The sequence below is a fragment of the Yoonia sp. GPGPB17 genome (assembly GCF_037892195.1).
In the GTDB taxonomy this organism is placed as follows: Bacteria; Pseudomonadota; Alphaproteobacteria; order Rhodobacterales; family Rhodobacteraceae; genus Yoonia.
The window spans coordinates 869,627-894,169 of record NZ_JATACI010000002.1 but is presented as its reverse complement, the minus strand read 5'-3'; the positions used below and the strand labels follow the sequence as shown (position 1 = coordinate 894,169).

Sequence of the window (24,543 nt, the reverse complement as noted above, 5' to 3'; positions counted from 1 at the left end):
CAAACCTGCCGCCGCCATCTTCCCGGATGTGCGGCGGTTTTTTTTATGCTGTCGCTTGTTGAGTGTGCAGGGCGTCCAACGTGGCATCGAAGGCCAGCATGATTGATGCGTGACGATTTTTATAATCCTTTGCGGGCTGCAACACTTCGAGATCACCAAAAGGGGCAGGCGGTACAGGTCCGTCTGATTTCAGCATCGCGTAGAGTGCATCACGACCCGCCTGCACCTGTTCAACGGTCAGGCCAACAATGTTTGCCCCAACAACGGCTGCTGCCGCTTGACCCAATGCGCAAGCCTTCACGTCTTGCCCATAATCGGTGATCACACCATCAGCCACGTTTACATCCACAGTCACGGTCGATCCGCAAAGGGGCGCGCGTTTTTTGGCACTTGCCATTGGATTTTCAATCCGTGTCGTGCGCGGCATATCAGTGGCAAGCGCCAGAATGCGCCCTGAATAGAGTTTGATCAGATCGTTTTCAGCAGACATCGCGTTGCCCTTTTCATTGCCTCTCATTAGATAGTCCCGACCGCACCGCTTGCAAAGGTTTTTGATATGTCCTTCGATCCCGCGACACTCCGTTACAATGACTCAGGTCTGATCCCAGCCATTGCGCAAGATGCCGACAGTGGTGAGGTCTTGATGATGGCATGGATGAACGCCGCAGCCGTTGGCCAGACCCTCGAAACGGGTCGCGTGACCTATTGGTCGCGTTCGCGTCAAGAATTCTGGGTCAAGGGGGCAACGAGCGGCCATACGCAAGAACTGGTCGACTTCCGCGTCGATTGTGACCGCGATTGTCTGCTTGTCACGGTTAATCAGGTCGGCGCGGCTTGCCATACTGGGCGACGCACATGTTTCTATACCGAGGTGCAGAACGGTGACGAAGTCGAAATCATGAAACCTATGGATGCAGGTTAATCGACAAAGCCAATCATCTTTTTGATGTCCTTGGGTGTCGCACCTTCTGCCCTGAATTTTGCCATGGCCTTTGATTTATCGATCTTCGCCAGTCGTTTCCCACTGTCATCTGTCACAAGGCGGTGGTGGTGATAAAGCGGTGTGTCATAGCCCAGCAGGCGTTGCAGCAAGACATGTAGCGGTGTCAGGTCCCGCAGATCGGTGCCGCGCACAACGTGGGTCACGTTCTGTACGGCATCGTCATGCACACAGGCCAGATGATAGGCCGGATCGCCAGTGTCTTTGCGCCTTAGGATCGGATCGCCGATATCGCGGACCAGGGTGTCATGCGTCACGCTGACCTCTTTTGGCAGGCCAGAACTGATCTCGATATAGCGCATCTTTTCGCTGATGAGCGCCAAGGCTTTACTGATATTCAACCGTAGTCCGTCGCCCGCGCGGGCATCATCCAAGGGCCGATCACGGCAGGTACCCGGATAGACCAGACCATCGACGCCAGGAACCGCACCGGCGTTTGCGATGTCGCGCCGCGTGCAGTCGCAAGGGTAGAGTAGCTCTTTCTCGGCAAGCGCGGCCAAGACGGCATCATAGTCCGGGTAATGGTCCGATTGCCTGCGCACGGGGTCCGGCCAATGTAGCCCAAGCCACGCCAGATCTTCATAGATTCCCGCCTCATGTTCAAGCCGCACGCGGGTGCTGTCGGTATCTTCAATCCGTAACAGGGCGGTGCCGCCCAACGCCCGCGCAACCTGCCAGACGGTCAAGGCCGAATAGGCATGCCCCAGATGAAGCGGCCCTGTTGGCGACGGTGCAAAGCGGGTAATCACAAGCGGCGCAGGATAATGACGTCAGAGCCCATGCCGACATCATCAAGATGGGGGCCGTGTTCACGGAAAATCACCTCGGCATTGCCGCTGGAAACCTCAGCTTGCAGCGCATCCTCATAGGAGTGATCCTTGAGTGTTGGATCGTTGAAAGACAGCGCCAAAAGGCCATCAGAGTTTAGTTTGGCAACCAAAGGCGCAAGCGTTTCCGCGGGGGCGGCCCCGAGGCTGATAACGCCAACGGCAACGATGATGGGGTAGGTGCCTGTCTGAAACCCCATATCATCCGGTGTACTGTGCCAGGTACGGCGATAGATACCACGCGCAGCGGCCTTCGCGAGCATTTCAGGTGTGATGTCAGTCCCATCAATTGTCTCGAACCCCGCACGGCGCAAAGCGGCGCCACCGATACCCGTGCCACAGCCGAAATCAAGGATTGCCACAGGTTTGGCTGCATGCGCCGCCAAGGCGGCAGCCAAACGATCCGGCGTCTGATAGCCGCGTGCTGAGACCTCTGCATCATAGTTATCGGCCCAGTTCGCATAGACGGCGATGGTTTCTTCCACAGGACGCGGAGTCCACAATGAAGGTTGCAGGACGTCTTTCTTGTTAGTCATACCCTAGTCTAAAAGCGGGACTCAGGCGGCGTCCAGTGCCGTTTGTCCGAGCCAAGACCGCCAATCGACCTTGGCACGGTCGGTGTAGGCCTTGTAGCGGTCCTTGCGGTTCCGTCGTCCGCCCTTCACACCTTCAAGCGGGGGAAACAGGCCAAAGTTCACATTCATCGGTTGAAAACTCTTTGGCTCTGCGCCACCGGTAATATGGGTGACCAGCGCACCCATCGCTGTTGTGTTCGGCACGGGCGCCAAGGTTTGTCCCGTCAGTTCGGCAACAGCCATGCGCCCCGCCAACAGGCCCATCGCCGCACTTTCGACATAGCCTTCCACGCCGGTGATCTGCCCGGCAAAGCGGATGTTTGGCTAGGCTGCGCAGACGCATTTGATCATCAAGCAGCGTGGGCGAGTTGATAAATGTGTTGCGGTGGATACCGCCGAGACGTGCAAATTCGGCACCCTCCAAGCCAGGAATGCTATTGAAAACAAATTTCTGTGCACCGTACTTCATTTTAGTCTGAAAGCCGACGATATTGTACAGCGTCCCAAGCGCATTATCGCGGCGCAGCTGTACCACGGCATAGGGTTTGTTTTGTGGATCGTTTGCATTGGTCAGACCGACAGGTTTCATCGGGCCAAAGCGCAGTGTCTCGCGCCCGCGTTCGGCCATGACTTCGATGGGCAGACAGCCATCGAAGTAACCCGCAGTTTCACCTTCCTTGAACTCTGTCTTGTCAGCCGCCAGCAGGGCATCAATAAACGCCTCATATTGGTCTTTCGTCATCGGACAGTTGAGATAAGCTGTCCGTTCTTCCTCGGTCTCACCCTTATCGTAGCGCGATTGCATCCAAGCGACATCCATATTGATGCTGTCGTGATAGACAATCGGGGCGATAGCATCAAAGAATGCCAAGGCTTCGGCACCTGTCTCGGCCTGAACAGCCTCAGCCAGACGGCCCGAGGTCAGTGGGCCGGTTGCGATGATCCAATGCCCATTATCAGGAAGGGCTGTGATCTCTTCATAAGACACAGAAATATTGGGGTGCGCTTTGAGTGCAGCCGTCACGCTTTCTGCAAAGGGATCACGATCCACCGCCAATGCGCCACCCGCCGGTAGGCGGTGTTGATAGGCCGTTTTCATAATCAGGCCATCTGCTTGCATCATCTCCCAATGCAGCAGACCCACGGCGTTCTGTGCGTGGTCATCCGAGCGGAATGAATTCGAACATACCATCTCACCCAGATTCCCGGTGCGGTGCGCAAAGGTTTTAACCTTGGGGCGCATCTCGTGGATCACGACCTGCAACCCTGCGTTTGCGGCCTGCCACGCCGCCTCTGGAGCTTAGCCATACCGCCGCCAATGATATTGAGTGTCTGTGTCATGGTGTGGATGTAGTCTGGGGGGTGACAAAGAAAAGGCCCGCAAAATTGCGGGCCCTCATGCTCATTATACGAAGTTAGACTAGCCGCCAAATGATCGCAGCGATCGCGCGTCAAAGAGCGCGCCACGTCCGAATTTGTATTCCGCGCCCACTGTGATGTATTCGCTGGAGTCGACGCCAACGATACGTACATTTGCCTCCCGGTCAGAGCCGAACGCACGGATGCGTCCCGCTTTCGCATAAACAGATGCACCATCTAGGAAGCTATATCGTGCGGTCAGCGCCGTATCAGTGATGTTTGCATCTTCGATATCGCCGGTGTCGACGACAAGGAGGAAATCTTCAACGCGGTAGGACTCGTATTCCAACCCGAGCGAAACGCCTGCTCCGACACCGAACTCAAAACCAAAACCTGCAACACCAAGTACATCAAGATCACCAAAAGCGTCACTATCCGCAGCGCCTAAGTAAGCGTTGAACATGCTGTTGGCAGATGTGAATGCACCCTCGATGCCGTAAAGTGTGGTTTCAAAATCATCAACGTTTTCGACAGAGTAGAACGCCCCGACTGCCGAGTTGGGTGAACTGTTATAGATGCCCCGGATTGTCCCAACAAAAATATCGTCGATAAAGTCATCGCTGCCGATGGTTTCGACATTCGCTCCGATAGCGAAGTTTTGGGTCACACCAAACTCAAGCCCACCGCTCAGGCTCGTAACTTCGAAATCACCGCCATCACCGCCGACATCTTGATAGGCTAACCCTAGGGTCGCGCCGTTGAATTGCTGGGCTAAAGCGGGTGCAGTTGCGATTGTCGACGCCGCGATTACTGCAAGAATATGCGTTTTCATCTGTACAATTCCGGTATGTTATCATTGGCATTTCGATAGTTGACGTTCTGCGGTGCAGCAACGTGCCGCACACCAAAAAGTTGCGCTGTCGTAGTTCGGACACAGCGCGACATATTGGCACGATAGCCGCGCGGCGCACCCTACACAGTTCAGGCTTAGTTATTTACTCAGCTTCGGAGGTGTCGCCCTCATCGTCACCCTGATCAGCGATCCAGGCAACGCTCACAACCGTTTCACCTTTGCCCGTGTCAAAGACTTTTACTCCACCGGCCCCGCGTGAGCGGAAAGAGATCCCCTCAATCGGAACCCGGATTGACTGCCCTGTAGATGTCACCAGCATGATCTGATCCGACAACTCAACCGGGAAAGATGTGACCAGCGGCCCGCCACGCATGGCTTTATCCATGGCCGCCACGCCCATGCCGCCGCGTCCGCGTACGGGGTAATCATGACTGGAAGACAGCTTACCAGAACCTTGGGCCGCAATTGTCAGAATCAGGTTTTCGGCCGCTGACATTTCGGCATAGCGCTCCTGGCTGATTGCGCCCGGTGCGGCGTCTTCTTCGTCATCAACCTCGGCATCGTCAGCCAAACCAGCCATCGCGCGGCGCATTTTCAGATATGCGGCACGTTCTTCGGGGTCTGCCTTGAAGTGACGGATGATCGACATGGACACGACCTTGTCGTCGCCTTGCAACCGGATCCCACGTACACCGACCGAACTACGTGAATTGAAAACGCGCACATCAGTAGCGGGGAAGCGGATGGCACGACCCGAGTCGGTGACCAGCATGACATCATCATCATTCGATGCGATCCGCGCGTTGATCAGCGTGGTTTCCGCATGCTCATCTTCAAACTTCATCGCGATCTTGCCGTTCCGCATAACGTTGGTGAAATCGGACAATTTGTTGCGACGTACCGTGCCAGCCGAGGTTGCAAAGACAACTTGCAAGTCGTCCCATTCCTCTTCGGGCCGGTCGACCGGCATGATGGCGGCAATCGACACGCCCTGCGGGATCGGCAGGATATTCACAATCGCCTTGCCCTTGGCGGTCCGGCTGCCCAGTGGCAGGCGCCATGTCTTAAGCTTGTAGACCATGCCATCGGTGGTGAAGAACAACAGCTGCGTATGGGTGTTGGCGACGAAGAGGGTGGTCACCACGTCCTCTTCTTTGGTTGCCATCGACGACAGACCCTTCCCACCACGCCGCTGCGCGCGGAAATCAGCCAGCGCTGTGCGTTTGATGTAGCCGCCTGAGGTCACGGTCACGACCATGTCCTCTTTCTCGATCAGATCTTCGTCTTCCATGTCGCCAGACCAGTCGACAACTTCCGTACGGCGGGGTACGGCGAACAATTCGCGCACCTCATGCAACTCATCCCGGATGATCTGCATGATCCGTTCACGCGAGCCGAGAATTTCCAAGTATTCCCGTATCTTACCGGCCAGTTCTTGCAGTTCGTCGGTAACCTCTTTGACGCCAATCTGCGTCAGGCGCTGTAGTCGTAACTCAAGGATCGCGCGCGCTTGTGTTTCCGACAGATTATAGGTGCCATCGTCGTTCGCCGTATGGGTCGGATCGTCGATCAGTTTGATGTACTCAAGGATCGATTCCGCAGGCCAACGGCGTGTCATCAGCTTTTCACGGGCCGTGGCGGCATCGGCAGAGGAGCGGATCGTTGCAACGATTTCGTCAATGTTGGTCACAGCAACCGCCAGGCCACACAGGACGTGCGCGCGTTCGCGGGCTTTGCGCAGTTCGTAGGCGGTGCGGCGAGCAACAACCTCTTCGCGAAAATCCACAAAAGACGTCAGGAATGTGCGGAGCGTCAGCTGCTCGGGCTTGCCGCCGTTCAAGGCAAGCATGTTGCAGCCGAAATATGTCTGCATCGGGGTAAAGCGGAAAAGCTGGTTCAGAACCACCTCAGCCGTCGCATCGCGTTTCAGCTCAACGACGACCCGCACACCGTTGCGGTCGGATTCATCCTGCACATGGGCGATGCCTTCGATCTTCTTATCGCGAGCCGCTTCGGCGATCTTGTCGATCATCGCGGCTTTGTTCACTTGATAGGGAATCTCATTGATCACAATGGCATAGCGATCTTTGCGGATTTCTTCGACCGCTGTTTTGGCGCGCACGATGACCGAACCACGGCCCTCAAGATAGGCTTTGCGCGCACCGGACCGGCCGAGAATGATCCCGCCCGTAGGGAAATCGGGGGCAGGGATGTATTCGATCAGCTCTTCGGATGACATATCCGGCTGATCAATCAGCGCCAGCGTGGCATCGACAACTTCGCCCAGGTTATGCGGTGGAATGTTCGTTGCCATGCCAACCGCGATACCGCCCGCACCATTGACCAGCATGTTTGGATAGCGGGCGGGCAGGACCGTTGGTTCGCGGTCTTTGCCGTCGTAGTTATCCTGAAAATCAACGGTGTCTTTGTCGATATCCGCCAGCATATAGGCGGCAGGTTTGTCCATACGCACTTCGGTATAGCGCATGGCTGCGGCCCGGTCGCCATCCATGGAGCCGAAGTTGCCTTGCCCATCTAACAGGACAAGCGACATTGAAAACTCCTGGGCCATACGCACCAGCGCGTCATAGATCGCGCTATCGCCATGGGGGTGATATTTCCCCATCACATCGCCAACGGGGCGGGCAGATTTGCGATAGGATTTGTCGTGTGTGTTTCCGGTTTCCTGCATTGCATAAAGAATGCGGCGGTGCACAGGTTTCAGACCATCACGCAGGTCAGGAATGGCGCGCGATACGATGACGCTCATCGCGTAGTCGAGATAGCTGGTTTTCAGCTCATCTTCGATTGTGACAGATGGTCCATCATATGCAGGGCGCATAGGCGGAATTTCATCATCGTTTTCAGGTGTTTCTGGGGTATCGTTCACGTAATGTGCCTGCTGGATTCTATACTGCTATATTTGGTTGTGCACACTCTATCAGACACTTGATATAGGGCGCAACGACGGATGCGAACCCGTGTTGGCAGCCATGCCGATGCGCTGCTAACAACCTGTTTTTATTAACGGAAATGTTAGCGCTGCATTCATACTCATGTGGTATGAATGAGCGGAAGGAAGAACAATGTCCTCTGAAACCGAAATGATGCTGGCCGGGTATGGGCTGACGACGGCGGAAATGTTTTATCACATGCCCGATTACCCGCATGTGCTCAATACATTTGTCTGGCAGGACTATGACCGCGCGCCAGACCATGACAAGCTATTGAATTTCATCAGCTTTTGGCATGATGAGCTGGATGGCCCATTGCACTCGGTGCGTTTCGTCCACCGCAAGTTAATTGGCCCCGGCGAATGGCGCAATGTGACAGGTGAGTTCACCTACCACTAAGCGTCAAAATTGCCCCGGCGTTGGCTGGGGGATCAGGGGAATATCGCTCGGAGGCGCGCTACATGCCGCAATGCTCAGGAGGGTGAGAATAACGAATAATTTTTTCTGCATTGGTGCACCTTTGTCTTGTACAAATCAGACTAGCCTGACCCGTCCCAGACGCAACAGGTTAGTTTACCTGCGCTTGTTTCCGCTTAGCGCGCCCGTTTGATCATCCCAAAAGGTCTCGCGGATCATCAGGGTCTGCGATCAGGTCCAGATCGATGTAGAAAGGCGTTTCCTTGATCTTCTGGTGGACGTAACGCAGGGCACTGAAGTCCTCGATCGCAAAGCCAACACCATCAAACAGGGTCACTTCGCTCGCAGATTGACGCCCGGTTTGCGCGCCAGTGATGACCTGCCATAGCTCTGTCACCGGGTGATCCTCCGGCATCTGCTGAATCTCACCCTCAATCCGCGTTTGCGGCGGGTACTCCACGAAAACAGAAGAGCGGGCGACAATATCGCGGTGCAGTTCGGTTTTGCCCGGGCAATCGCCACCAATGGCGTTGATGTGGACGCCCGCACCGACCATGTTGTCTGTCAGGATCGTCTGCATGTCTTTGTCAGCTGTGGCGACAGTGATGACATCAGCCCCCTCAATTGCTTCTTCCGGCGTCGCACATGGGGTGATCTGAAAGCCCAGTCCGGCAAGGTTCTTGATACATTTCTCGGTCGCAGCGCTGTCGATGTCATAGAGCCGGATATCGTCGATCCCGCAGACAGCCTTGATCGCAAGACACTGGAATTCGGACTGCGCGCCGTTTCCGATCATCGCCATGGTTTTGGCGTCGGGCGCGGCGAGGTGTTTGGTCGCCACAGCCGACATCGCACCCGTGCGCAAGGCCGTCAGGATGGTCATTTCCGAGAAAAGAACCGGATAGCCACTATCTACATCCGATAACACACCAAAGGCCGTGACTGTTTGCAGGCCTTCCTTCATGTTCTTGGGATGACCGTTGACGTATTTGAAACCGTAAAGTTCACCGTCAGAGGTCGGCATCAGTTCAATCACACCGACATCCGAATGGCTGCCCACGCGGGGTGTTTTGTCGAACAGCTCCCACCGTGCAAAATCCGCTTCGATTTCGCGGGTCAGGTCCGCCAGAAACGTCTCGATTCCCACGTGGTGCACCAGACGCATCATGTTATCGACGCTGACGAACGGCACCATAGCCAGTTTAGATGCTTTCAGGCTCATTGTTTGTCCCTTGTTGGACGGTCGAACACACGACGACCGAGGAGTGAAGCGGTCAAATCGACCATCAGGTTCGCGGTTTTGCCGCGATCATCGAGGAAAGGGTTGAGTTCGACGAGGTCAAGCGATGTGACCAGGTCACTGTCCGACAGGATCTCCATCACCAGATGCCCTTCGCGTACTGTGGCCCCGCCGGGAACGGTTGTGCCGACGGCGGGCGCGATGGAAGGATCAAGAAAATCGACATCAAGTGAGACATGCAACATGCCATTCACAGCAGCGACACGGTCAAGAAACGTCTTCAACGGCGCGCTGATACCTTCTTCATCTATGCGGCGCATGTCGACCAGCATGACATCAGCGTCGGATAAAATAGCATGCTCCGGCGCATCGACAGAGCGGAGGCCAATCATGCAGATGTTCTGTGTTTCCACCTTTGCAGGCAAGTCAGGAAAGGCTTCGAACCCGTCGCGACCTGTCACGTAACCTACCGGCGTTCCGTGCAAATTTCCGCTATCAGTTGTGAGCGGTGTGTTGATATCGCTGTGCGCATCCAACCATAAAACAAAGAAAGGACGGCCTTCCTTTTGCGCGTGTGCTGCCATACCCGCCACGCTGCCAGCGGCCAAGGCGTGATCACCACCCAGAAAGATCGGCATCCCGCGCTGTGCTGTCTCTTGTGCCGCATCCATCAGCGTATGCGTCCACCCAACATTTTCGGCCAATTTGTGGACCAAAGGGTTGGCGGGTTCCGCGACCGTGATGTCTTTGGGAGCGAGGTTGCCCAAATCCTCAACCGTATGTCCCAGTTTGGCAATCGCCTCGGCGATCCCGGCGGTGCGGTAGGCGTCGGGGCCCATCAGGCAGCCTTGGCGGCGCTTTCCGCAGTCGACGGGGGCGCCGACGAGGATGCAGTGTTTTTGTGTCATAGGCGGAGTGTTGTTCAAAACAGGGGGTAGGTTAAGCCATCAAGTTGTGCAAAATGATGATACATTGCACGAAACGGACAGTCATAATGGACAACTTGGATGGACACCTGATTGCAGCGCTCAAACGCAATGGGCGGGCGTCGTTGTCTCAGCTTGCGGATCAACTAGGTGTTACCCGCAGCACCGTGCGGGTGCGCCTCGACAAACTGGTGCAGGGGGGTGAGATCGCAGGATTTACCGTTCTTACCCGATCAGATGTACGCCCTGATGCGGTCCGTGGTCTGATGATGCTAGAGATCGCAGGTCGGGGGGCTGAGAAGACCATGAAGCAACTGCAACGCATGCCAGAGGTTCAGGCCGTCCATTCCACCAATGGCACCTGGGATCTGATCGCAGAGATCGGCACAGAAACGCTTGAACACTTCGACCAGGTACTCTTTGCGATCCGGCGGTTGGAGGGTGTCACACGGTCCGAGACGAACCTGCTGTTGTCGACCCGGCGCTAAGGCGGGCAGCCAAAATCCAACCAATCATGAGGCCAAAAGAGAGCAGGGCGTTCCAACTGGGCATAGATAGCGTGAACAACTCCCAACTGACCTGATCACACATCACGACCCGTGGACCGGTCACGGCCAGCAAATCAGCGCCGCTCAGCCCGTCCAGACTGCCACCGCCCGTACAGCTGCTGGGACCTTCCCAGAACCCTCGTTCAACTCCAGTATGAAATACACCAATCCCAGCTGTTGTTGCGGCCGCGATCGCACCAAGCGCCGGCAGCATGATCTGTCCGGGCAGGCGGAAGGCCACAACGCCGATCAGAATCGCCGCGATATGCGGCCAGCGCTGCCACAGGCACATCGCACAGGGCGGATAGCCCAATGCCTGAAACAGGTAGGCCCCCGCCAAAAGCGCGGCAGAGCCACCCGCAGACAACGTGATCATCAAGTTCCGGGTCATAGCAAACCAATCATAGCAAAGCCGCCAATCAGCAGCACGCAAAAGAGAACAAACATCAATCCAAGCCGCTTCTCGATAAAACCGCGGATTGGTACACCGAACTTCCACAACAAGGCTGCGACAATGAAGAAGCGTAATGCGCGGGCAAAGATGGACGAGACAATAAAGACGGACAAGGGCAATCCCGTGACACCTGATGCAATCGTGATTACCTTGAAAGGCAGGAAGGTAACACCGGCGACAACGACCGCCCAGGCGCCGTACGCGTTGAACACAGCCGACATTTCTTCGAAACTGTCTGCCTTGCCATAGATCTCAAGGATCGGCTGGCCCACCGTCTCCATCAAGGCTGCACCGATGTAATAGCCCAAAAGTGCGCCCGCGACCGAAGCCACGGTCGCAATGCCTGCGATCAGGAATGCGCGCGACGGGCGGGCAATGATCATCGGGATCATCAAAACATCTGGCGGGATCGGAAAGAATGACGACTCAACAAAAGAAACGATCGCAAGCGCCCAAAGGGCATGCGGTGATTGCGCCAGCGATATTGTCCAGTCGTATAACCTGCGTAACATGCTTTGCTCTTTGTTCGCGACGCTTAGGCCATGCGCGCGGGCAGGGGTCAAGCGTCCAATAGCGTCAGGCGCAACCAATCACCAGCGCAGCAAACAAGAGTTTATTGATTGTATCCGTCGATGCCGTTGAAATCGCGATTGACGTGCCCGGGCTGGCGCATTAGGACAGCCCGCGTGGCCGATGTGGCGGAATGGTAGACGCAGGGGATTCAAAATCCCCCGATAGCAATATCGTGAGAGTTCGAGTCTCTCCATCGGCACCACATAATCCATTAAGTAATTGATTTATATAAATAAAATTAAGAGGTGGTCATCTAGTACACCCTTTAGGCCACCTTTCTGGGTGTATTGTGGTGTTTTGCTATGTGTCGCTTTGAGACTTTCCAGCCGCCCTGGGGCAAACTTATGGTGTAAAACGAAGAACAACTTTGGTAGTACGTTGGAACCCTAGGGCACAACCCTCGGGGCATTGCAATGCTCCTTCATCATTGAAAGGAACATTGTGATGAGCATTCTATCGAAGAAGGACTTGAAGTCATACGTGCTTTATTCGCCGCAGCATATCGCCAGACTGGAGAAGGCAGGACTATTCCCAAAGCGGGTACCTCTCGGCCCGAACCGAGTCGGATGGCTCAAGAGTGAGGTTCTGGACTGGCTTCAAGAACGGATTGATCAACGATAGTTTTCGCAAATGCTCCTTTGGAGCAAGACGGCCCGAGGTGCACACTTGGGCCGTCAATATATTGATAGCGAAGCACGGTGACACTCAACTGATTTGACAGAATTCAATTTATAGTGGTATTACCAGAAGAACAAAAAAGAAACATAACGGGAGGACACATTAGGTGCTTTGGCGCTGGTGTTGTCTTTTTTGTTGAAGGATAGCAAATGACTAAGACACAAAACATCTTTATCAGTCATATCCATGAGGATGACGCAGGGCTAAAGAAGGTAAAGCGACTGAGAAATGCGGTCTAAGGCCGAGAGCTGCATCACCCGATCATGGCGAGCTTGTCCAGCGCGAGCCAGTGCATCGCGGTATCGCCCGCCCTCAACGGTATTGCAGAGGAGCGGCGGCGGTGGGATGTCTGGGCTGAGGCCTTCATCCGCAAAGATCGCCCGTCCAACGTTAAGCAATTGGATGCGTAGCGCGGCGGGCGTGCTTTGCGGCCAATGGGCAGACAGCGCGCTATCAATGTCCGCCTCGCTGAGTTCAATGCGGCCACGCAGCGCATGACGATAAAGTTGTTCGGTTTCCTCTTTGGCAAGCCGTTCCAATCGCGCAGGGCTATCCCGCCAAAGCTGAAACGCCACATAGGCAGGGGCACCTACCAAGATCACTGGTGTGACAATCGCGGCCAAAAACAAGATGAGCGCGATGACAATCAGATTGATATAGAGGACACCGAAATTGCGCATGCCTTAGAACTCAATCACGGTGCGGCTGCCCATCTCCGCATTGTCTTCAATCCAAAGTTTGAGCTGGTGCAGCGTGCCGAGCAATTGTTCTTCATAGATTTTAGCCGCTGACGGATTTTCCGTCAGGAACACATCGCGCTTGCCGTTGACGATGTCCGAGACGCGTAACTCGAACTTATCGTCGCGGGCATCAACTTTGGCATTGGCCGGACGCCGATCCGCCAGCTTGGCGTTGAGCAAATCGCGCTGTCTGAGAATTTGAATCTCTTCATGATTAAACTGAACCTCAACTGAAACCTTGGCGGGATACCGCCAGATGATCGCGTGAGATTTTGAGGATTTGCTGGCTATATTCAGCGGTATCAACGACGGCGCGAAAATTCTGTACAACGGCGGCACCAATCAATCCTTGGAACATGATAGCAAGCCCAAGAACAGATGTTCCAAAGCGCGCGAGTATTCCCGGCTGGTATCCAAACTGAGACTGCACCTGCGCGGAGCTGGCAAGCCCGACGAGGATCAAAATCGCACCAAGTATAACGACGGCCCACGACACAAATTCCAATATAGAAAAGATTATGCGCGCCGTGTCATACGAACGAAATCGCTCTGCCATCACAAATTCCTACTCATCAATGAATCAAGTGATGAGGGATCATGGACGGAAACTGCTGGCGCAATCAAGAGGCGAGGTGGGTCATGTTGAAATGCCTATTGATTGTGTTGTATGATTTGGTCTGTGGTGGGAGGACTTTAGCTCTTGCGTGGTTGCCTACCATAGATGCGGAAAAAGTGGGCTTACATTGCAGTTGTGCCAATCACTACGTCGGATAGGCAATCAAGTTGAACAACGGCAGTCCTTTGGCCAGACAAGACCGCGAGATACAACTACGCCAGTGAAGTTCGGTCACAGTAATGGCGGATATACACGCTGATACTCAAACTAAGGGCATGGCAGAATGACAACCAGTAATCCTACCGATCTACCAAATGATGCTAAAAATGGCGACGAAACCAACAGGCGTCCACAACAGCCGGAAAAGGTCACGTCCGTCAAGGTGGTGTAATTTGCCTGGTGGCCTGAGCGCATGATCAGGCGGCTTTGATGCTGAGAATTGGGTCTGTCTCCTCGTTGTCGATCTGGGCGAATGCCTCGACCATCATGTAGCGGCTTGCGGTCTGCCATTCGTCGTTCTGCTCAAATAGCACTGCGCCGATGAGGCGGGTGATGGATGCCTCGTTTGGAAAGATACCGACGACATCCGCGCGCCGTTTCACCTCTTTGTTCAGGCGCTCAATGGGATTGGTCGAGTGCAGCTTCGTGCGATGTTGGCGCGGGAAGGCCATGTAGGCCAGCACGTCGTGTTCGCTGCTGTCCATCAACTCTGCCAACTTTGGCCACCGAGGCCGGAGCTGATCGGCCACCTTGCGCCAGGTCTCTCCAGCGGATGCTCGGTCGGGCTGGTCGAAGGCTTGCCTGATCGCGGCGGCGACAACGGTGTGCTGGCCGCGTGACACATGCGCCAGGGCGTTACGCATCCAGTGAACCCGGCAGCGTTGCCACGTCGCCTCGAAGACGCGCTCGATGGCGGCGCGTAAGCCACTGTGGGCATCGCTGATCACCAGTTTGGTCCCATCAAGCCCACGGGCCTTGAGGCCGCGCAGGAAGTCCATCCAGAACGTTTCTGCCTCTGAGGGGCCAAGACCTAGGCCGATGATCTCCCGGCGGCCATCGGTGTTTGCTGCAACGGCGATTATGGCGGCAACGCTGACGATCCGCCCGCCCTGGCGCACCTTCAGGTATGTGGCGTCGAGCCAGACATAGGGCCATTCCCCGTTGAGCGGGCGGGTCAGGAACTCATTCACCCTCTCGTCAATGTCTTTGCAAAGCTTGGACACGGTGCTCTTGGAGATGCCGCTCAGGCCCATGGCTTGGGCTAATTCATCGACGCGGCGGGTGGACACACCGCCAATCCAAGCCTCCTGGATCACAGCCACCAGGGCTTTCTCGGATGTCTTTCGGGGTTCCAAGAAGCCGGGAAAGTAGCTGCCTTGGCGGAGCTTCGGGACCTTGAGGTTCAAAGTGCCCAAACGGGTATCGAGAGCGCGCTCGATACCCGTTCCGCCACGTGGCGCGGTCATTGCTACGTTCGTGCTTGCCTGCACCGATCAGGCCTTCGACATCGGCCTCCATGATGAGCTGAAGAACGGCCTCGGCAACGCTGCGAAGAAAGTCGCCGCCGTCCTGCTTGGCCAGAAGCTCTGATAAGTCCATGTTGGTTTTGGTCATCGGGGTCTCCGTGTGGTCCGTGGTTGAAGTCGCGAAACTCCGCCCGACCATACACCTCGGTGGCCACCTGGGTTTACACCGTTGACGGCATAGAAATTACACCACGTGCTCGGACACTAACCCGGAAAATGACTCGACGATGGTGAGGCAATCCCCCGTCAGTTTATATGATCAACGTTTGAAGATCATACGGGATCACCTAGAAATAGGGGTGTTTGTTGTTGCAATTTTTTCGGTGATCTTTGGCTTCACTCAGTACTTTCAAGCAAGACAACATGCTCGTCAGGCGAGAATCGACGCAGATACCGACAGAGCTCTACAACTAATCGCGACGTTTTCGACAGCAGTCGAATATGGAGAGTGAACTGGCCCCCATTTCGACCGGACATCTTGGCCTGACCAAGGAGGCTTAAGGATAGCCTTAAGCACATGCTCATGTCTGAGATTGAAATCATTACCGACGGTGGCCGCCGCCGTCGTTGGTCTGCGGCGGATAAGCTGCGGATCGTGGAAGAGACCATGTATGAGGGTGAGAGCATTTCCGCCGTTGCGCGTCGCAATGGCGTGGCCCCGAATCTTCTGTATCGTTGGCGCAAGCTCATGCTCGAAGGGGGAAGCATCGCCGTGGCAGAAGATGACAGCGTCACCGGCAACAAGACCGCGCGAGAGATGGAAACCCGCATCCGGGAACTCGAACGCCAGCTCGGGCGCAAGACGATGGAAGTCGAGATTCTGAAAGAGGCCCTCGACAAGTCACGGGCAAAAAAACCGACCTTGCTTGCGCAGTCGTTGAAACGGGACGATTTGCCATGAAGACCGTCGCTGATGTTTTGGGGGTCTCTCGTTCCAACCTGCACGACCGTGTGAGCGGGAGCGCAAAGCCGCGTCGGGGCTATCATAAAGCCCAAGACGCGGCGGTCCTGCCACGCATCCAGGCGCTTGTGGCGAAGCGCCCGACCTATGGCTATCGACGGATTACAGCACTGCTGAACCGAGAGCTGCGCACGCAGGGTTTACCGGCTGTTAACCATAAGCGCGTGTATCGCATCATGGAGCGCAACAACTTGCTGCTCCAGCGATCCGGCTTTGATCGACCCGAGCGAAACCACGATGGCAAAGTCATCATGATGCGCTCAAACCTGCGTTGGTGCAGCGATGGCCTGGAGTTCGCTTGCTGGAACGGCGACGTGATCCGCTTGGCGTTCCTCATCGATGCCCATGACCGCGAGATCATCTCATGGCGGGCCGTGGCGAATGCCGGGATCGGCGGGTCGGATGTGCGCGACATGCTGCTGGAAGCTGTGGAGAGCAGGTTCGGCACCCACCGTGCGTCGGAACAAGTCGAGGTTCTCTCCGACAACGGCAGCGCCTACACTGCGAGGGACACACGCATCTTTGCGCAACAACTGGGCCTGAAGTCCTGCTTCACGCCGGTGAAAAGCCCGCAATCCAACGGCATGTCGGAGGCTTTTGTGAAGACGCTCAAACGCGACTACGTCCGCGTGAAACCATTGCCAAACGCCGAAACCGTGCTGTCATTGATAGGAGACTGGATCGAAGACTATAACGAAAACCACCCACACAGCGGCCTGAAATGGAAATCGCCTCGCGAGTTCATCAGGGCCAAGACCGAAACCGCTTAGGTGTCCGGTGAAACAGGGGCTGGATCAGAGAGGTTCAAGAAGTCTACAACGACGGTAGGATTGACTACGTTGTCAGAATTCACAACCCCACCGATTACACTGTTCGAGTGACGGCTACATTAGACGATTTGATCTACTGTCCTAAACGTGCATCGCTTGGGGACTTTGGTTCTACCGTAGATGTAAGCTTACCGCCAAACGGCTCTGATATCGTAAGTTTGGGCACTGACCTTCCCGACGCCACCAATGATGGCCGATACTTTGCGCTGTTGTATTATCAGGCGCGATCTCCAATTGCAGAACGTTTAGCTGATCACTATGGTATTGACGTTACGGAGATCGTGACAGCTAGCAGCAGCACCAACTATCGGCGAGCAATTGAAGACATCGCATTTTCGGAGGAAGAAACAATTCCTATTAGCTTTCCTAGCTTTAGTTACCGTCTTCCTGTTCCATTTGAAGTAACCAATAGGATGCCGACTGAAGTCGGCGGGATCGGATGCGACCCTAGAGAAAAATCGCCTCTGCTGGAAAACCATGATCTCTCTGGTGCGCGTGATTGATGTTACGAGCTATCACGGATGTAGAGACATGTTTGCTTCAACTTACCAAGTTGAACAGGTTTGTCTTTTCAATGAAGGTCGTCCGCTTTGGCTAGAACCTTCTCAGGGAGCGTACGTCATCCGGGCTTTCGAACCAAAGGTGGCTTGTACAGCGAACAAGGAAGAGAAATTGAACTTTGCTTGAAAATTAGCTTACCGCGATTTCTCGAAAATAGAATACGAATTCCGCCAATCTGGCGGGGTAATTGTATGCGACTAGCACAAACTGCTTGAATGTGTGGTCAGTATTCCGACGCCAGCATGATTGTGAGAACACGCTTCGATAGAGAGGGGTCGGTTGGATCAAGCGGCGCGATCTCAAGTGACGGGTCATAAACATCGATTTTCCAGCAGCAGGTTTCCTTGTCGAAGGTGAACGACCCAAAGTCATGTTCGCCATGGGGATCGTTGTCTGCAGTGAATTTGTTGAAGGCACGTACTTGTTGGAACAGTCGAACTGCCTCTCGATCATCGTCACCAATCAGATCATGGATGCCGCGTGTGGCGACGATAATACCGGGAACGCTTTGATCTCCACGCCGAAACCGATCATTTAGGGCGCGTATCTTGTGACTGTCTTTGTGCATGTGAAGAACTCCTTTGCTGAAGGCGCTGCCGAGAATTCGGCGACGCCAGCCAACAGCGGAGCTGCTGGACAGGATCAGGAGCGAAGTTGTGCGACCAGTGAAAGAGCCTCGAAGTAGCTCATATTGCGCGGCTCTGGCTGCCAGATCGGCGGTTGTTTCGGTAGCAACCGTTTCATGCTAGGCCAGCGCACAGCCAGCGCCGTCGCCTCGTCGGGCAAATCACCTACCCGAACAGTCGGACGATCCATGCCACCAAAGGGTTCTTTGTATGGACGATAATGGACATAGCAATTGTCGCCGCATTCAGAATCTGGTGAGCATGACGTGCTGCGCCTGCTCTGTCAGTACTGCAGCGTCTGCCGTTGATCCGCTGGTGGCGGGGTTGCTGGTAACGCAGACTGGAAAAATCAACAGTGCTGCGGTGATGAGCAAGAAAAATCTGGCAGTGCCAATCATAGGGAGACCATAGCAGCGGTAAGCATTCGTGAAAACGTGTCCTAAGCCGCCTATACCTATGCGTCGGCCCACGACACTGTGGCTGCTATTGTCTAAAGAAGTAATATCCTATCCCCCAACCGGATCAAAGCGCAGGCGACTTTGGTACTGCAGTGCTTGCCACCTATTGACGTAACCATCACCATCACTAACGACTTCGTACTTCAGTATCTTGAACAGCATATTGCCAAATTACGACCAGCATAAGCTGACAATCGTTTGACTCTAACCTATTTTAGGTTGCGGATTTCCCAAATTACGTAGGCACCCATCGCGGAGACGCACATCCCAACGAAAAAGAATAGCCGATCTACGCTGGCTTCCGTTGTCCTTCGAGTTAACCCCCAGCTGTCTGGTATGAAGATAGGAACAACAAAAGCCAAGATTATACCGATTGCAATAAACGTTACACCCAGTTGAACATGTGCGCCTTTACGAGTGCGCTTAAAGCGTCTTTCAATATTGGATAAACTATCTTCGAAGGTATCGATGAATCGCTTGTTATCCTGTTCATTATTCATATCGCTATTCTCATTCTAATGCTCATCGGTTTGTCGTATTTGGCCCATGGGCGCGCCGCAGCAACAACTGGCTGACAGAATGAAGCATTGATAGCCATCAGGTGTCCGACCCAACAGGAGCGGACACAAAGGTGTTCATGCGCTATTCTTCAAGTTCCGGTGCTGGGTTGTATTGCTCCACTTGAAAACCCCTTGACCGACATCAATCCCACTCTCCTATTGAGTAATGCATCTATAGGTTGTGGGTTGTATTGATGTTCTTTTTTTGGTGTATCTTAGCACCACCGATGAGTCTCAAGTCTCGACTTTTAGGAAAGGCCAAGTGTTTTCGCCACGCGATCCGCAGCATGACCAAAGCCCTCATCTGTGACATTGGCATCCTCCGGCGGGTTCAATGACACAGAGAAGAGGAACTTCTGGCAACGGGTCGCTTTAGAAATGGCATGGGCTTCGGCCATAGCACCATGCAGATCATCAGCCATGAAGCCGTCAATCGCAGCAACGGTCCCATGATCGTTCTCAACCTGATTCATCGGGTGGTCTGCCAACGCTATTGCGCCCGATCTTTGCGAGGCAACGAGGATTATGAAGACCACCTTGAGGTCATTCATCGACGTCACACGCATCCAAGCGACCTCGGCAATAGTTTCTTAAGATCGGCTTCCAACTCTTCAATGATGATCAGTGTCCTTGATGTGAGATGCTTGGCGATCTGATCGAGGTTGTTGGCCGTGCACGACCGTCCAAACCGCGGGAGCAGTTCCGCTAGAAGCTGTTGCTCTGAAACAGGTGGTTTTTCCGTTTGCGGTATGTGGGAGCCGCCTCTGCAAAAACCACGGACTTAATATACGACCCAAGCGGCATTGATCCGGTCTGTGCAACAAGTTGCTGGTGTTCATGAGGTGAAAGCCGCAAAGATAACGGGGCTTCACAGCGTTTCTTATCGGGCAATGCACCGATGGGCGCGACCCTCTTAGACTCGCTTTGGAGCGTTGATCCGACAGCAGAGCAAGCTGTTCTGAAACTGCTTCATCAGCCGCGATAATCTCGGCCCAGTTTTCGATTTCCAAAAGACAGGAGTCAATTAGGCTTGGTTCTAGGTTGGTCCGCCGAGGTGCATCAGAATACTTTCAGGCGAGCCATTTGCGGCATGACCACTTTTGGTAGACATGTTTCGCTTTGCTACAAAATGAGCGCAATTTGGCCGTCTTTGTCGCCAAATCAGGCGCCATACCATCCTTTAGGTAAGCTGGTGTTGGATTGTACTTGCAATATCCATGATCTGTTGACAGGCAGACGCCCAAACAGCGACTGCCGCTCCTCATGACAAGGCGCGGTATGTCAGACAAAAGGGACCAAAAGCAATTGGTTGACTGCTTAAGGTCCGTTAACGGGTCTGGCGTATAAGTGACGAAACGACGGTCTAATAGATCGTGGTGCGGAAAAGGTAGAGTAGTTAGTATGCCTCAGGAATTCCTACAAAAAAGGGCGAACGACGCTGGCAACAGCCTCGCGGGCCGTTTTGGCGACAATACCGCGCTTGATATCCTGAACCTGATTGAGGCTGACGTGGACTTCATCACGTTCGATGCCGCCGACCCTGACGCCGGGATTGTGACCTTTACCAACGGCAATACCATCACATTCGCTGAGATTGACCGCGTCGTGCCATGCTTTACGCCCGGCACCGCAATCGCGACACCAAATGGCGAGATGCCTGTCGAAAACCTGAAAGCCGGTGATCGTATCCTGACGCGCGACAACGGTATTCAGACCCTCAGCTGGGTGGGCATCAAACGGCTTGATTTCGCAGAACTCAAAGCCGCGCCACAGCTGCGGCCAATAAAGATCTCTGCGGGGGCCCTTGGCAACAACATGCCCGAGCGGGATATGCTGGTATCACCCAGTCACCGCATGCTGATTGTATCACATCAGGCTGAGCTCTATTTTGGTCAGTCGGAAATTCTGGTCGCAGCGCGGCATATGTTGGCGATGGACGGGGTGGAGGTGACGGATCAGCCCTATGTCACCTACATCCATATCATGTGCCAAAATCACGAGATTGTCTTGTCTGACGGCACCTGGAGTGAGAGCTTTCAGCCTGCCGATTTTACACTCAAGGGATTTGATGCCGAGCAACGCGAAGAACTCTTTGCGTTGTTCCCAGAGCTTGAAACAGCCGAAGGCATTGCCGCCTATGGTGCTGCGCGCCGCACGCTTAGCAGGCGCGAATCCAAACTGCTTTTTAACGGTTAGACGCCCGCCAAGCAGCCCAATCCTCGGGGGTGTCGAGGTCGAACCGCGCGCGCTGGTCGGGCAATGCCACCAGATAGGTTTCGCTCCTTAGTGGTCTCACGATGCTTTCGCCGCCACGGTCGCCTGACAGGTTGGCGAAAGACGCCCGCAAAGACGCGTCAAACAGAATTGGATGCCCCGGCTTGCCGTCTGCTGTTGCTCCACGCCAGATCAAGTGATCTGAATGCGCGGCGCGGGCGTTGATCACGGCCAGAAAGTCAGATGTTTCCAAGGAAATAAGATCGCCAAGTGTGATCATGAACGCAGGCGCCTGTGGCAATGCCGCCACGGCGCCGCGCATAGTGGCTGACATACCCTCTGTCGCATCGGGGATTGTGATGATTGACGCCTCAAGATCGGCAATTGCCCTTTGCCTCTCATCCGCTGCAGATGGCAGAGCAACAAAAATCGGATGCCCGGTTTCTTGCGCCGTCAGAACCTGTTTGCGCAGCAAAGGCATACCACCCACATCCTCAAGCAGCTTGTCGCGGCCCTTCATCCGTGCGGATTGCCCTGCGGCCAAAATCAGGATCGGGATCATCCGCGCATGACCGTGCCGTCGGGATCAAATAGCGGCGTTGTGATCCGCTTGGCGCGGCACAATTGTCCCATAATCTCGATCTCAACCTCCAGATCATCGCGTGCTAACGCACGTGGTACAAGAGCCAAAGCGATGGACTTACCTGCGTAATGTGAATAGCCGCCAGAGGTGCAAAACCCCTGTACCTTACCATCGATAAACACCGGCTCATAGGCAACCACATCGGCATCATCTGCATCCACTTCGAAAGCGACGGATATGCGCGCGGGGGGATTGGCACGCTCTATTTCAGCCGCAGCCCGACCGATGAAATCGACATTCTTTTTGAAGCTGATGAAACGGTCCATACCGGTTTCGGCGGCCGTATAGTCAGGCGAAAACTCAGACAGCCAAGACCCAAAGAAGCGGTCCAGCCGCAGCGACATCATCGCGCGCATGCCAAAGGGCGTGATGCCCAACGGCTGACCAGCCTGCCACAGCGTCCACCACAGCTGACGCTGGTCCATCGGGTCGCAATAAATCTCGTACCCAAGATCGCCCGTGTAACTGACACGCTGAACCAGGCAGGACACCTGACCGACCGTCATTTCTGCGACGTCCAAAAACGTCATTGCAGCAATGTCGTCACGCGTGCAACGGGACAGCAAATCGCGCGACTTTGGCCCGGCAATCTGGAAGCCGGTCGACTGGTCTGAGATATTGCGGAAGTATACATGACTATCCATGTTCCGCTCGAACCAGCGTTGGTGGATAGCCTGCGCACCGTAGGAGGCGGTCAGTCGGTAGTCTTCAGGGGCAATACAAGAGATTGTAAAATCACCTATCAGGCGCCCCTTCGGCGATAGCATGGGCGACAGCGACACCCGCCCCGGCTGGGGCAGCCGACCGGCCATGATCTTGTCGAGCCAGGGCTGTGCATCCGGCCCCCAGACCCGGTATTTGCCAAAGTTCTGCACCTCGTTGATGCCGACACCGCCGCGCACGGCTTTGACCTCGCGTGCGGTTGCATTGAATGCGTCAGAGCGGCGGAAGGTTGGCGTTTCATAATCCGGTTCACTGTCTTGCGCGAAATAGTTTGCCACTTCCAGCCCGTACTGATGCCCCCAAACGGCACCCAGATCGCTGAAGATATCATACATCGGCGTTGTGCGATGGGGGCGGGCGGCGGGCAGTTCCTCGTTGGGGTAGCTGACCGAGAAACGCCGCTGGTAGTTTTCAATCACTTTGGGCCGCGTGTATCCGGGTGTGATCCACTTGCCATAGCGGCCGACGTCCATCGCGGTCACATCACGTTCGCATTCGCCTTCAACCATCCATTGCGCCAGCATCAGGCCGACACCGCCCCCTTGGCTGAACCCGGCCATCACACCGCATGCTGACCAGTAATTGCGCAAGCCGGGAACAGGGCCCACCAGTGGGTTGCCGTCAGGGGCAAAGGTGAAGGGGCCGTGGATCACGGATTTGACACCTGCGCGTTCCAATACCGGGAACCGCTTGTACGCAAAATCAATCGAGTCGGCGATCTTATCAAGGTTGTCGGGCAGAAGTTCATGTCCGAAATCCCACGGCGTGCCATCCACCGCCCAAGGCTCGCAAGTCTGCTCGTAAAATCCGATGCATAGCCCGCGCCCCTCTTGCCGCAAATAGCTTTCGCCAGCAGGATCCATCACATGCGGATGTTCTGCATCGCGCTCGTAAATCTCGGGCAGGTCGTCCGTGACAATGTATTGATGCTCCATCGGATGCAGCGGCACATAAGTGCCTGCCATCGCCGCGACTTCGCGCGCCCAAAGACCCGCGGCATTGACCACATGTTCGGCATGAATGGTGCCTTTGTCGGTCACCACATCCCACGTCCCATCTGCGCGCTGGTTGGTTGCGATCACCTTGGTATGCAGCTCGATTGTGGCACCGCCCATCCGCGCGGCCTTGGCATAGGCATGGGTGGTTCCCGACGGATCAAGATGCCCGTCGAGCGGATCGTAAAGTCCGCCGACAATACCATCGAGGTTTGTGATAGGCGCAATCTTGGCGATCTCTGCCGGGCCAACAACCTCAGTCTCCAGCCCCATGTAGCGGTGCTTGGCGCGTTCCGCGACCAGCATATCAAAGCGGTCTTGATTATCCGCCAAGGTCACCCCACCCACATGATGCAGCCCACAAGACATGCCCGTGATCTCTTCCAACTCGCGATAAAGCTTGATCGTATAGCCCTGCAACGCAGCCATATTCGTATCGCCATTCAGCGTATGAAACCCACCTGCCGCGTGCCATGTCGACCCCGATGTCAGTTCTGACCGCTCTACCAGCATCACATCGGTCCAACCCAATTTCGTCAGGTGATAGAGCACTGATGCGCCGACGACGCCGCCACCGATGATCAGGGCCTGGGTGGTGGTTTTCATGTTGTGCACTCCTGTCTGGATCATCGCTAATATGGCGTCGAAAAACGGCCAGTCGGTTCAAAAAGCGACACCGCATGTCG

The 24,543-nt window shown here is 55.0% G+C and carries 23 protein-coding genes, 1 tRNA gene and 2 pseudogenes; 8 read left to right on the top strand and 18 right to left on the bottom strand.

Features of this window, described 5'->3' with window-relative positions:
* Positions 1-43 precede the first annotated feature (43 nt).
* Entirely contained in the window at positions 44-490 is a 447-nt protein-coding gene (locus QTO30_RS04840) for an iron-sulfur cluster assembly scaffold protein (RefSeq protein ID WP_340422874.1), read from the bottom strand.
* Between the two features lie 66 nt (positions 491-556).
* Between QTO30_RS04840 and hisI the strand changes: the two genes are divergently transcribed.
* Entirely contained in the window at positions 557-922 is a 366-nt protein-coding gene (gene hisI / locus QTO30_RS04835) for a phosphoribosyl-AMP cyclohydrolase (protein WP_340422871.1), read from the top strand.
* Here hisI and gluQRS read toward each other — a convergent pair.
* The 5 genes and pseudogenes from gluQRS to gyrA all read right to left on the bottom strand — a co-directional run bounded on the left by gluQRS (position 919) and on the right by gyrA (position 7,504).
* On the bottom strand, positions 919-1,749 hold the full coding sequence (gene gluQRS, locus QTO30_RS04830; protein ID WP_340422869.1) for a tRNA glutamyl-Q(34) synthetase GluQRS: 831 nt from the start codon (positions 1,747-1,749) through the stop codon (positions 919-921). The two genes, hisI and gluQRS, sit on opposite strands and share 4 nt — an antisense overlap.
* Positions 1,746-2,363, bottom strand: a complete 618-nt coding sequence (locus tag QTO30_RS04825) for a class I SAM-dependent DNA methyltransferase (RefSeq protein ID WP_340422868.1) — start codon at positions 2,361-2,363, stop codon at positions 1,746-1,748. Before QTO30_RS04825 ends, gluQRS begins: the two co-directional genes overlap by 4 nt.
* A gap of 21 nt (positions 2,364-2,384) precedes the next feature.
* Positions 2,385-3,743, bottom strand: a pseudogene (trmFO, locus tag QTO30_RS04820) (methylenetetrahydrofolate--tRNA-(uracil(54)-C(5))-methyltransferase (FADH(2)-oxidizing) TrmFO).
* 79 nt (positions 3,744-3,822) lie between these two features.
* Positions 3,823-4,593: a hypothetical protein gene (locus QTO30_RS04815; protein WP_340422866.1), complete on the bottom strand. Its 771-nt coding sequence runs from the start codon at positions 4,591-4,593 to the stop codon at positions 3,823-3,825.
* A gap of 163 nt (positions 4,594-4,756) precedes the next feature.
* Positions 4,757-7,504: a DNA gyrase subunit A gene (gene gyrA, locus QTO30_RS04810; RefSeq protein WP_340422864.1), complete on the bottom strand. Its 2,748-nt coding sequence runs from the start codon at positions 7,502-7,504 to the stop codon at positions 4,757-4,759.
* A gap of 196 nt (positions 7,505-7,700) precedes the next feature.
* On the opposite strand from gyrA, the gene QTO30_RS04805 reads away from it, so the two are divergent.
* Complete coding sequence (locus tag QTO30_RS04805) at positions 7,701-7,967, top strand: usg protein (protein ID WP_340422862.1); 267 nt, start codon at positions 7,701-7,703, stop codon at positions 7,965-7,967.
* Between the two features lie 211 nt (positions 7,968-8,178).
* Here the strand turns inward: QTO30_RS04805 and QTO30_RS04800 are convergent, their stop codons facing one another.
* Together QTO30_RS04800 and rocF are read right to left on the bottom strand one after the other, a co-directional pair.
* The gene (locus QTO30_RS04800; protein WP_340422860.1) at positions 8,179-9,207 is read right to left on the bottom strand and encodes an ornithine cyclodeaminase; all 1,029 of its coding nucleotides are present in this window, start codon (positions 9,205-9,207) and stop codon (positions 8,179-8,181) included.
* Positions 9,204-10,133, bottom strand: a complete 930-nt coding sequence (rocF, locus tag QTO30_RS04795; protein ID WP_340422858.1) for an arginase — start codon at positions 10,131-10,133, stop codon at positions 9,204-9,206. Before rocF ends, QTO30_RS04800 begins: the two co-directional genes overlap by 4 nt.
* Before the next feature lie 86 nt (positions 10,134-10,219).
* Between rocF and QTO30_RS04790 the strand changes: the two genes are divergently transcribed.
* Entirely contained in the window at positions 10,220-10,639 is a 420-nt protein-coding gene (locus QTO30_RS04790) for an Lrp/AsnC family transcriptional regulator (protein ID WP_340422856.1), read from the top strand.
* Here QTO30_RS04790 and QTO30_RS04785 read toward each other — a convergent pair.
* Both QTO30_RS04785 and QTO30_RS04780 read right to left on the bottom strand, forming a co-directional pair.
* Complete coding sequence (locus QTO30_RS04785; protein WP_340422854.1) at positions 10,596-11,090, bottom strand: disulfide bond formation protein B; 495 nt, start codon at positions 11,088-11,090, stop codon at positions 10,596-10,598. The genes QTO30_RS04790 and QTO30_RS04785 overlap by 44 nt on opposite strands.
* Positions 11,087-11,665 carry a YqaA family protein gene (locus tag QTO30_RS04780; protein ID WP_340422852.1) on the bottom strand — a complete coding sequence of 193 codons (579 nt, stop codon included), beginning with the start codon at positions 11,663-11,665 and terminating at the stop codon, positions 11,087-11,089. Before QTO30_RS04780 ends, QTO30_RS04785 begins: the two co-directional genes overlap by 4 nt.
* 177 nt (positions 11,666-11,842) lie before the next feature.
* On the opposite strand from QTO30_RS04780, the gene QTO30_RS04775 reads away from it, so the two are divergent.
* Positions 11,843-11,928: transfer RNA gene (locus QTO30_RS04775), tRNA-Leu, on the top strand.
* 242 nt (positions 11,929-12,170) lie between these two features.
* On the top strand, positions 12,171-12,347 hold the full coding sequence (locus tag QTO30_RS22035; protein WP_445327129.1) for a helix-turn-helix transcriptional regulator: 177 nt from the start codon (positions 12,171-12,173) through the stop codon (positions 12,345-12,347).
* Between the two features lie 260 nt (positions 12,348-12,607).
* Here the strand turns inward: QTO30_RS22035 and QTO30_RS04770 are convergent, their stop codons facing one another.
* The 3 genes and pseudogenes from QTO30_RS04770 to QTO30_RS04760 all read right to left on the bottom strand — a co-directional run bounded on the left by QTO30_RS04770 (position 12,608) and on the right by QTO30_RS04760 (position 15,374).
* On the bottom strand, positions 12,608-13,084 hold the full coding sequence (locus QTO30_RS04770) for a hypothetical protein (RefSeq protein ID WP_340422850.1): 477 nt from the start codon (positions 13,082-13,084) through the stop codon (positions 12,608-12,610).
* A 3-nt stretch (positions 13,085-13,087) separates the two neighbouring features.
* Positions 13,088-13,483, bottom strand: a complete 396-nt coding sequence (locus QTO30_RS04765) for a hypothetical protein (RefSeq protein WP_340422848.1) — start codon at positions 13,481-13,483, stop codon at positions 13,088-13,090.
* 693 nt (positions 13,484-14,176) lie between these two features.
* Positions 14,177-15,374 (bottom strand): annotated as a pseudogene (locus QTO30_RS04760) (IS256 family transposase).
* 435 nt (positions 15,375-15,809) lie between these two features.
* Here QTO30_RS04760 and QTO30_RS04755 point away from each other — a divergent pair.
* Together QTO30_RS04755 and QTO30_RS04750 are read left to right on the top strand one after the other, a co-directional pair.
* A protein-coding gene (locus tag QTO30_RS04755) for an IS3 family transposase (protein WP_340422136.1) occupies positions 15,810-17,017 on the top strand; the annotation gives its coding sequence in 2 pieces (ribosomal slippage) (positions 15,810-16,134 and positions 16,134-17,017; 1,209 coding nt in all).
* A gap of 218 nt (positions 17,018-17,235) precedes the next feature.
* A complete protein-coding gene (locus QTO30_RS04750; RefSeq protein WP_340422847.1) occupies positions 17,236-17,580 on the top strand; it encodes a hypothetical protein in 345 nt (114 codons plus the stop codon).
* A 281-nt stretch (positions 17,581-17,861) separates the two neighbouring features.
* On the opposite strand, the gene QTO30_RS04745 is transcribed toward QTO30_RS04750, so the two are convergent.
* From QTO30_RS04745 to QTO30_RS04735, 3 genes are all read right to left on the bottom strand, one after another.
* Positions 17,862-18,206, bottom strand: coding sequence for a DUF3768 domain-containing protein (locus tag QTO30_RS04745; protein ID WP_340422846.1), 345 nt, complete (start codon positions 18,204-18,206; stop codon positions 17,862-17,864).
* 725 nt (positions 18,207-18,931) lie between these two features.
* Positions 18,932-19,222, bottom strand: coding sequence for a hypothetical protein (locus QTO30_RS04740; protein WP_340422844.1), 291 nt, complete (start codon positions 19,220-19,222; stop codon positions 18,932-18,934).
* Between the two features lie 308 nt (positions 19,223-19,530).
* Positions 19,531-19,848 (bottom strand): hypothetical protein, encoded by a 318-nt coding sequence (locus QTO30_RS04735; RefSeq protein WP_340422842.1) that lies wholly within the window; start codon positions 19,846-19,848, stop codon positions 19,531-19,533.
* 835 nt (positions 19,849-20,683) lie between these two features.
* Here QTO30_RS04735 and QTO30_RS04730 point away from each other — a divergent pair.
* Positions 20,684-21,478 carry a Hint domain-containing protein gene (locus QTO30_RS04730; RefSeq protein WP_340422840.1) on the top strand — a complete coding sequence of 265 codons (795 nt, stop codon included), beginning with the start codon at positions 20,684-20,686 and terminating at the stop codon, positions 21,476-21,478.
* Here QTO30_RS04730 and QTO30_RS04725 read toward each other — a convergent pair.
* Entirely contained in the window at positions 21,468-22,058 is a 591-nt protein-coding gene (locus QTO30_RS04725; protein WP_340422839.1) for a nucleotidyltransferase family protein, read from the bottom strand. The two genes, QTO30_RS04730 and QTO30_RS04725, sit on opposite strands and share 11 nt — an antisense overlap.
* The gene (locus tag QTO30_RS04720) at positions 22,055-24,463 is read right to left on the bottom strand and encodes a GcvT family protein (protein ID WP_340422837.1); all 2,409 of its coding nucleotides are present in this window, start codon (positions 24,461-24,463) and stop codon (positions 22,055-22,057) included. The genes QTO30_RS04725 and QTO30_RS04720 overlap by 4 nt, the downstream gene beginning before the upstream one ends.
* Positions 24,464-24,543 lie beyond the last annotated feature (80 nt).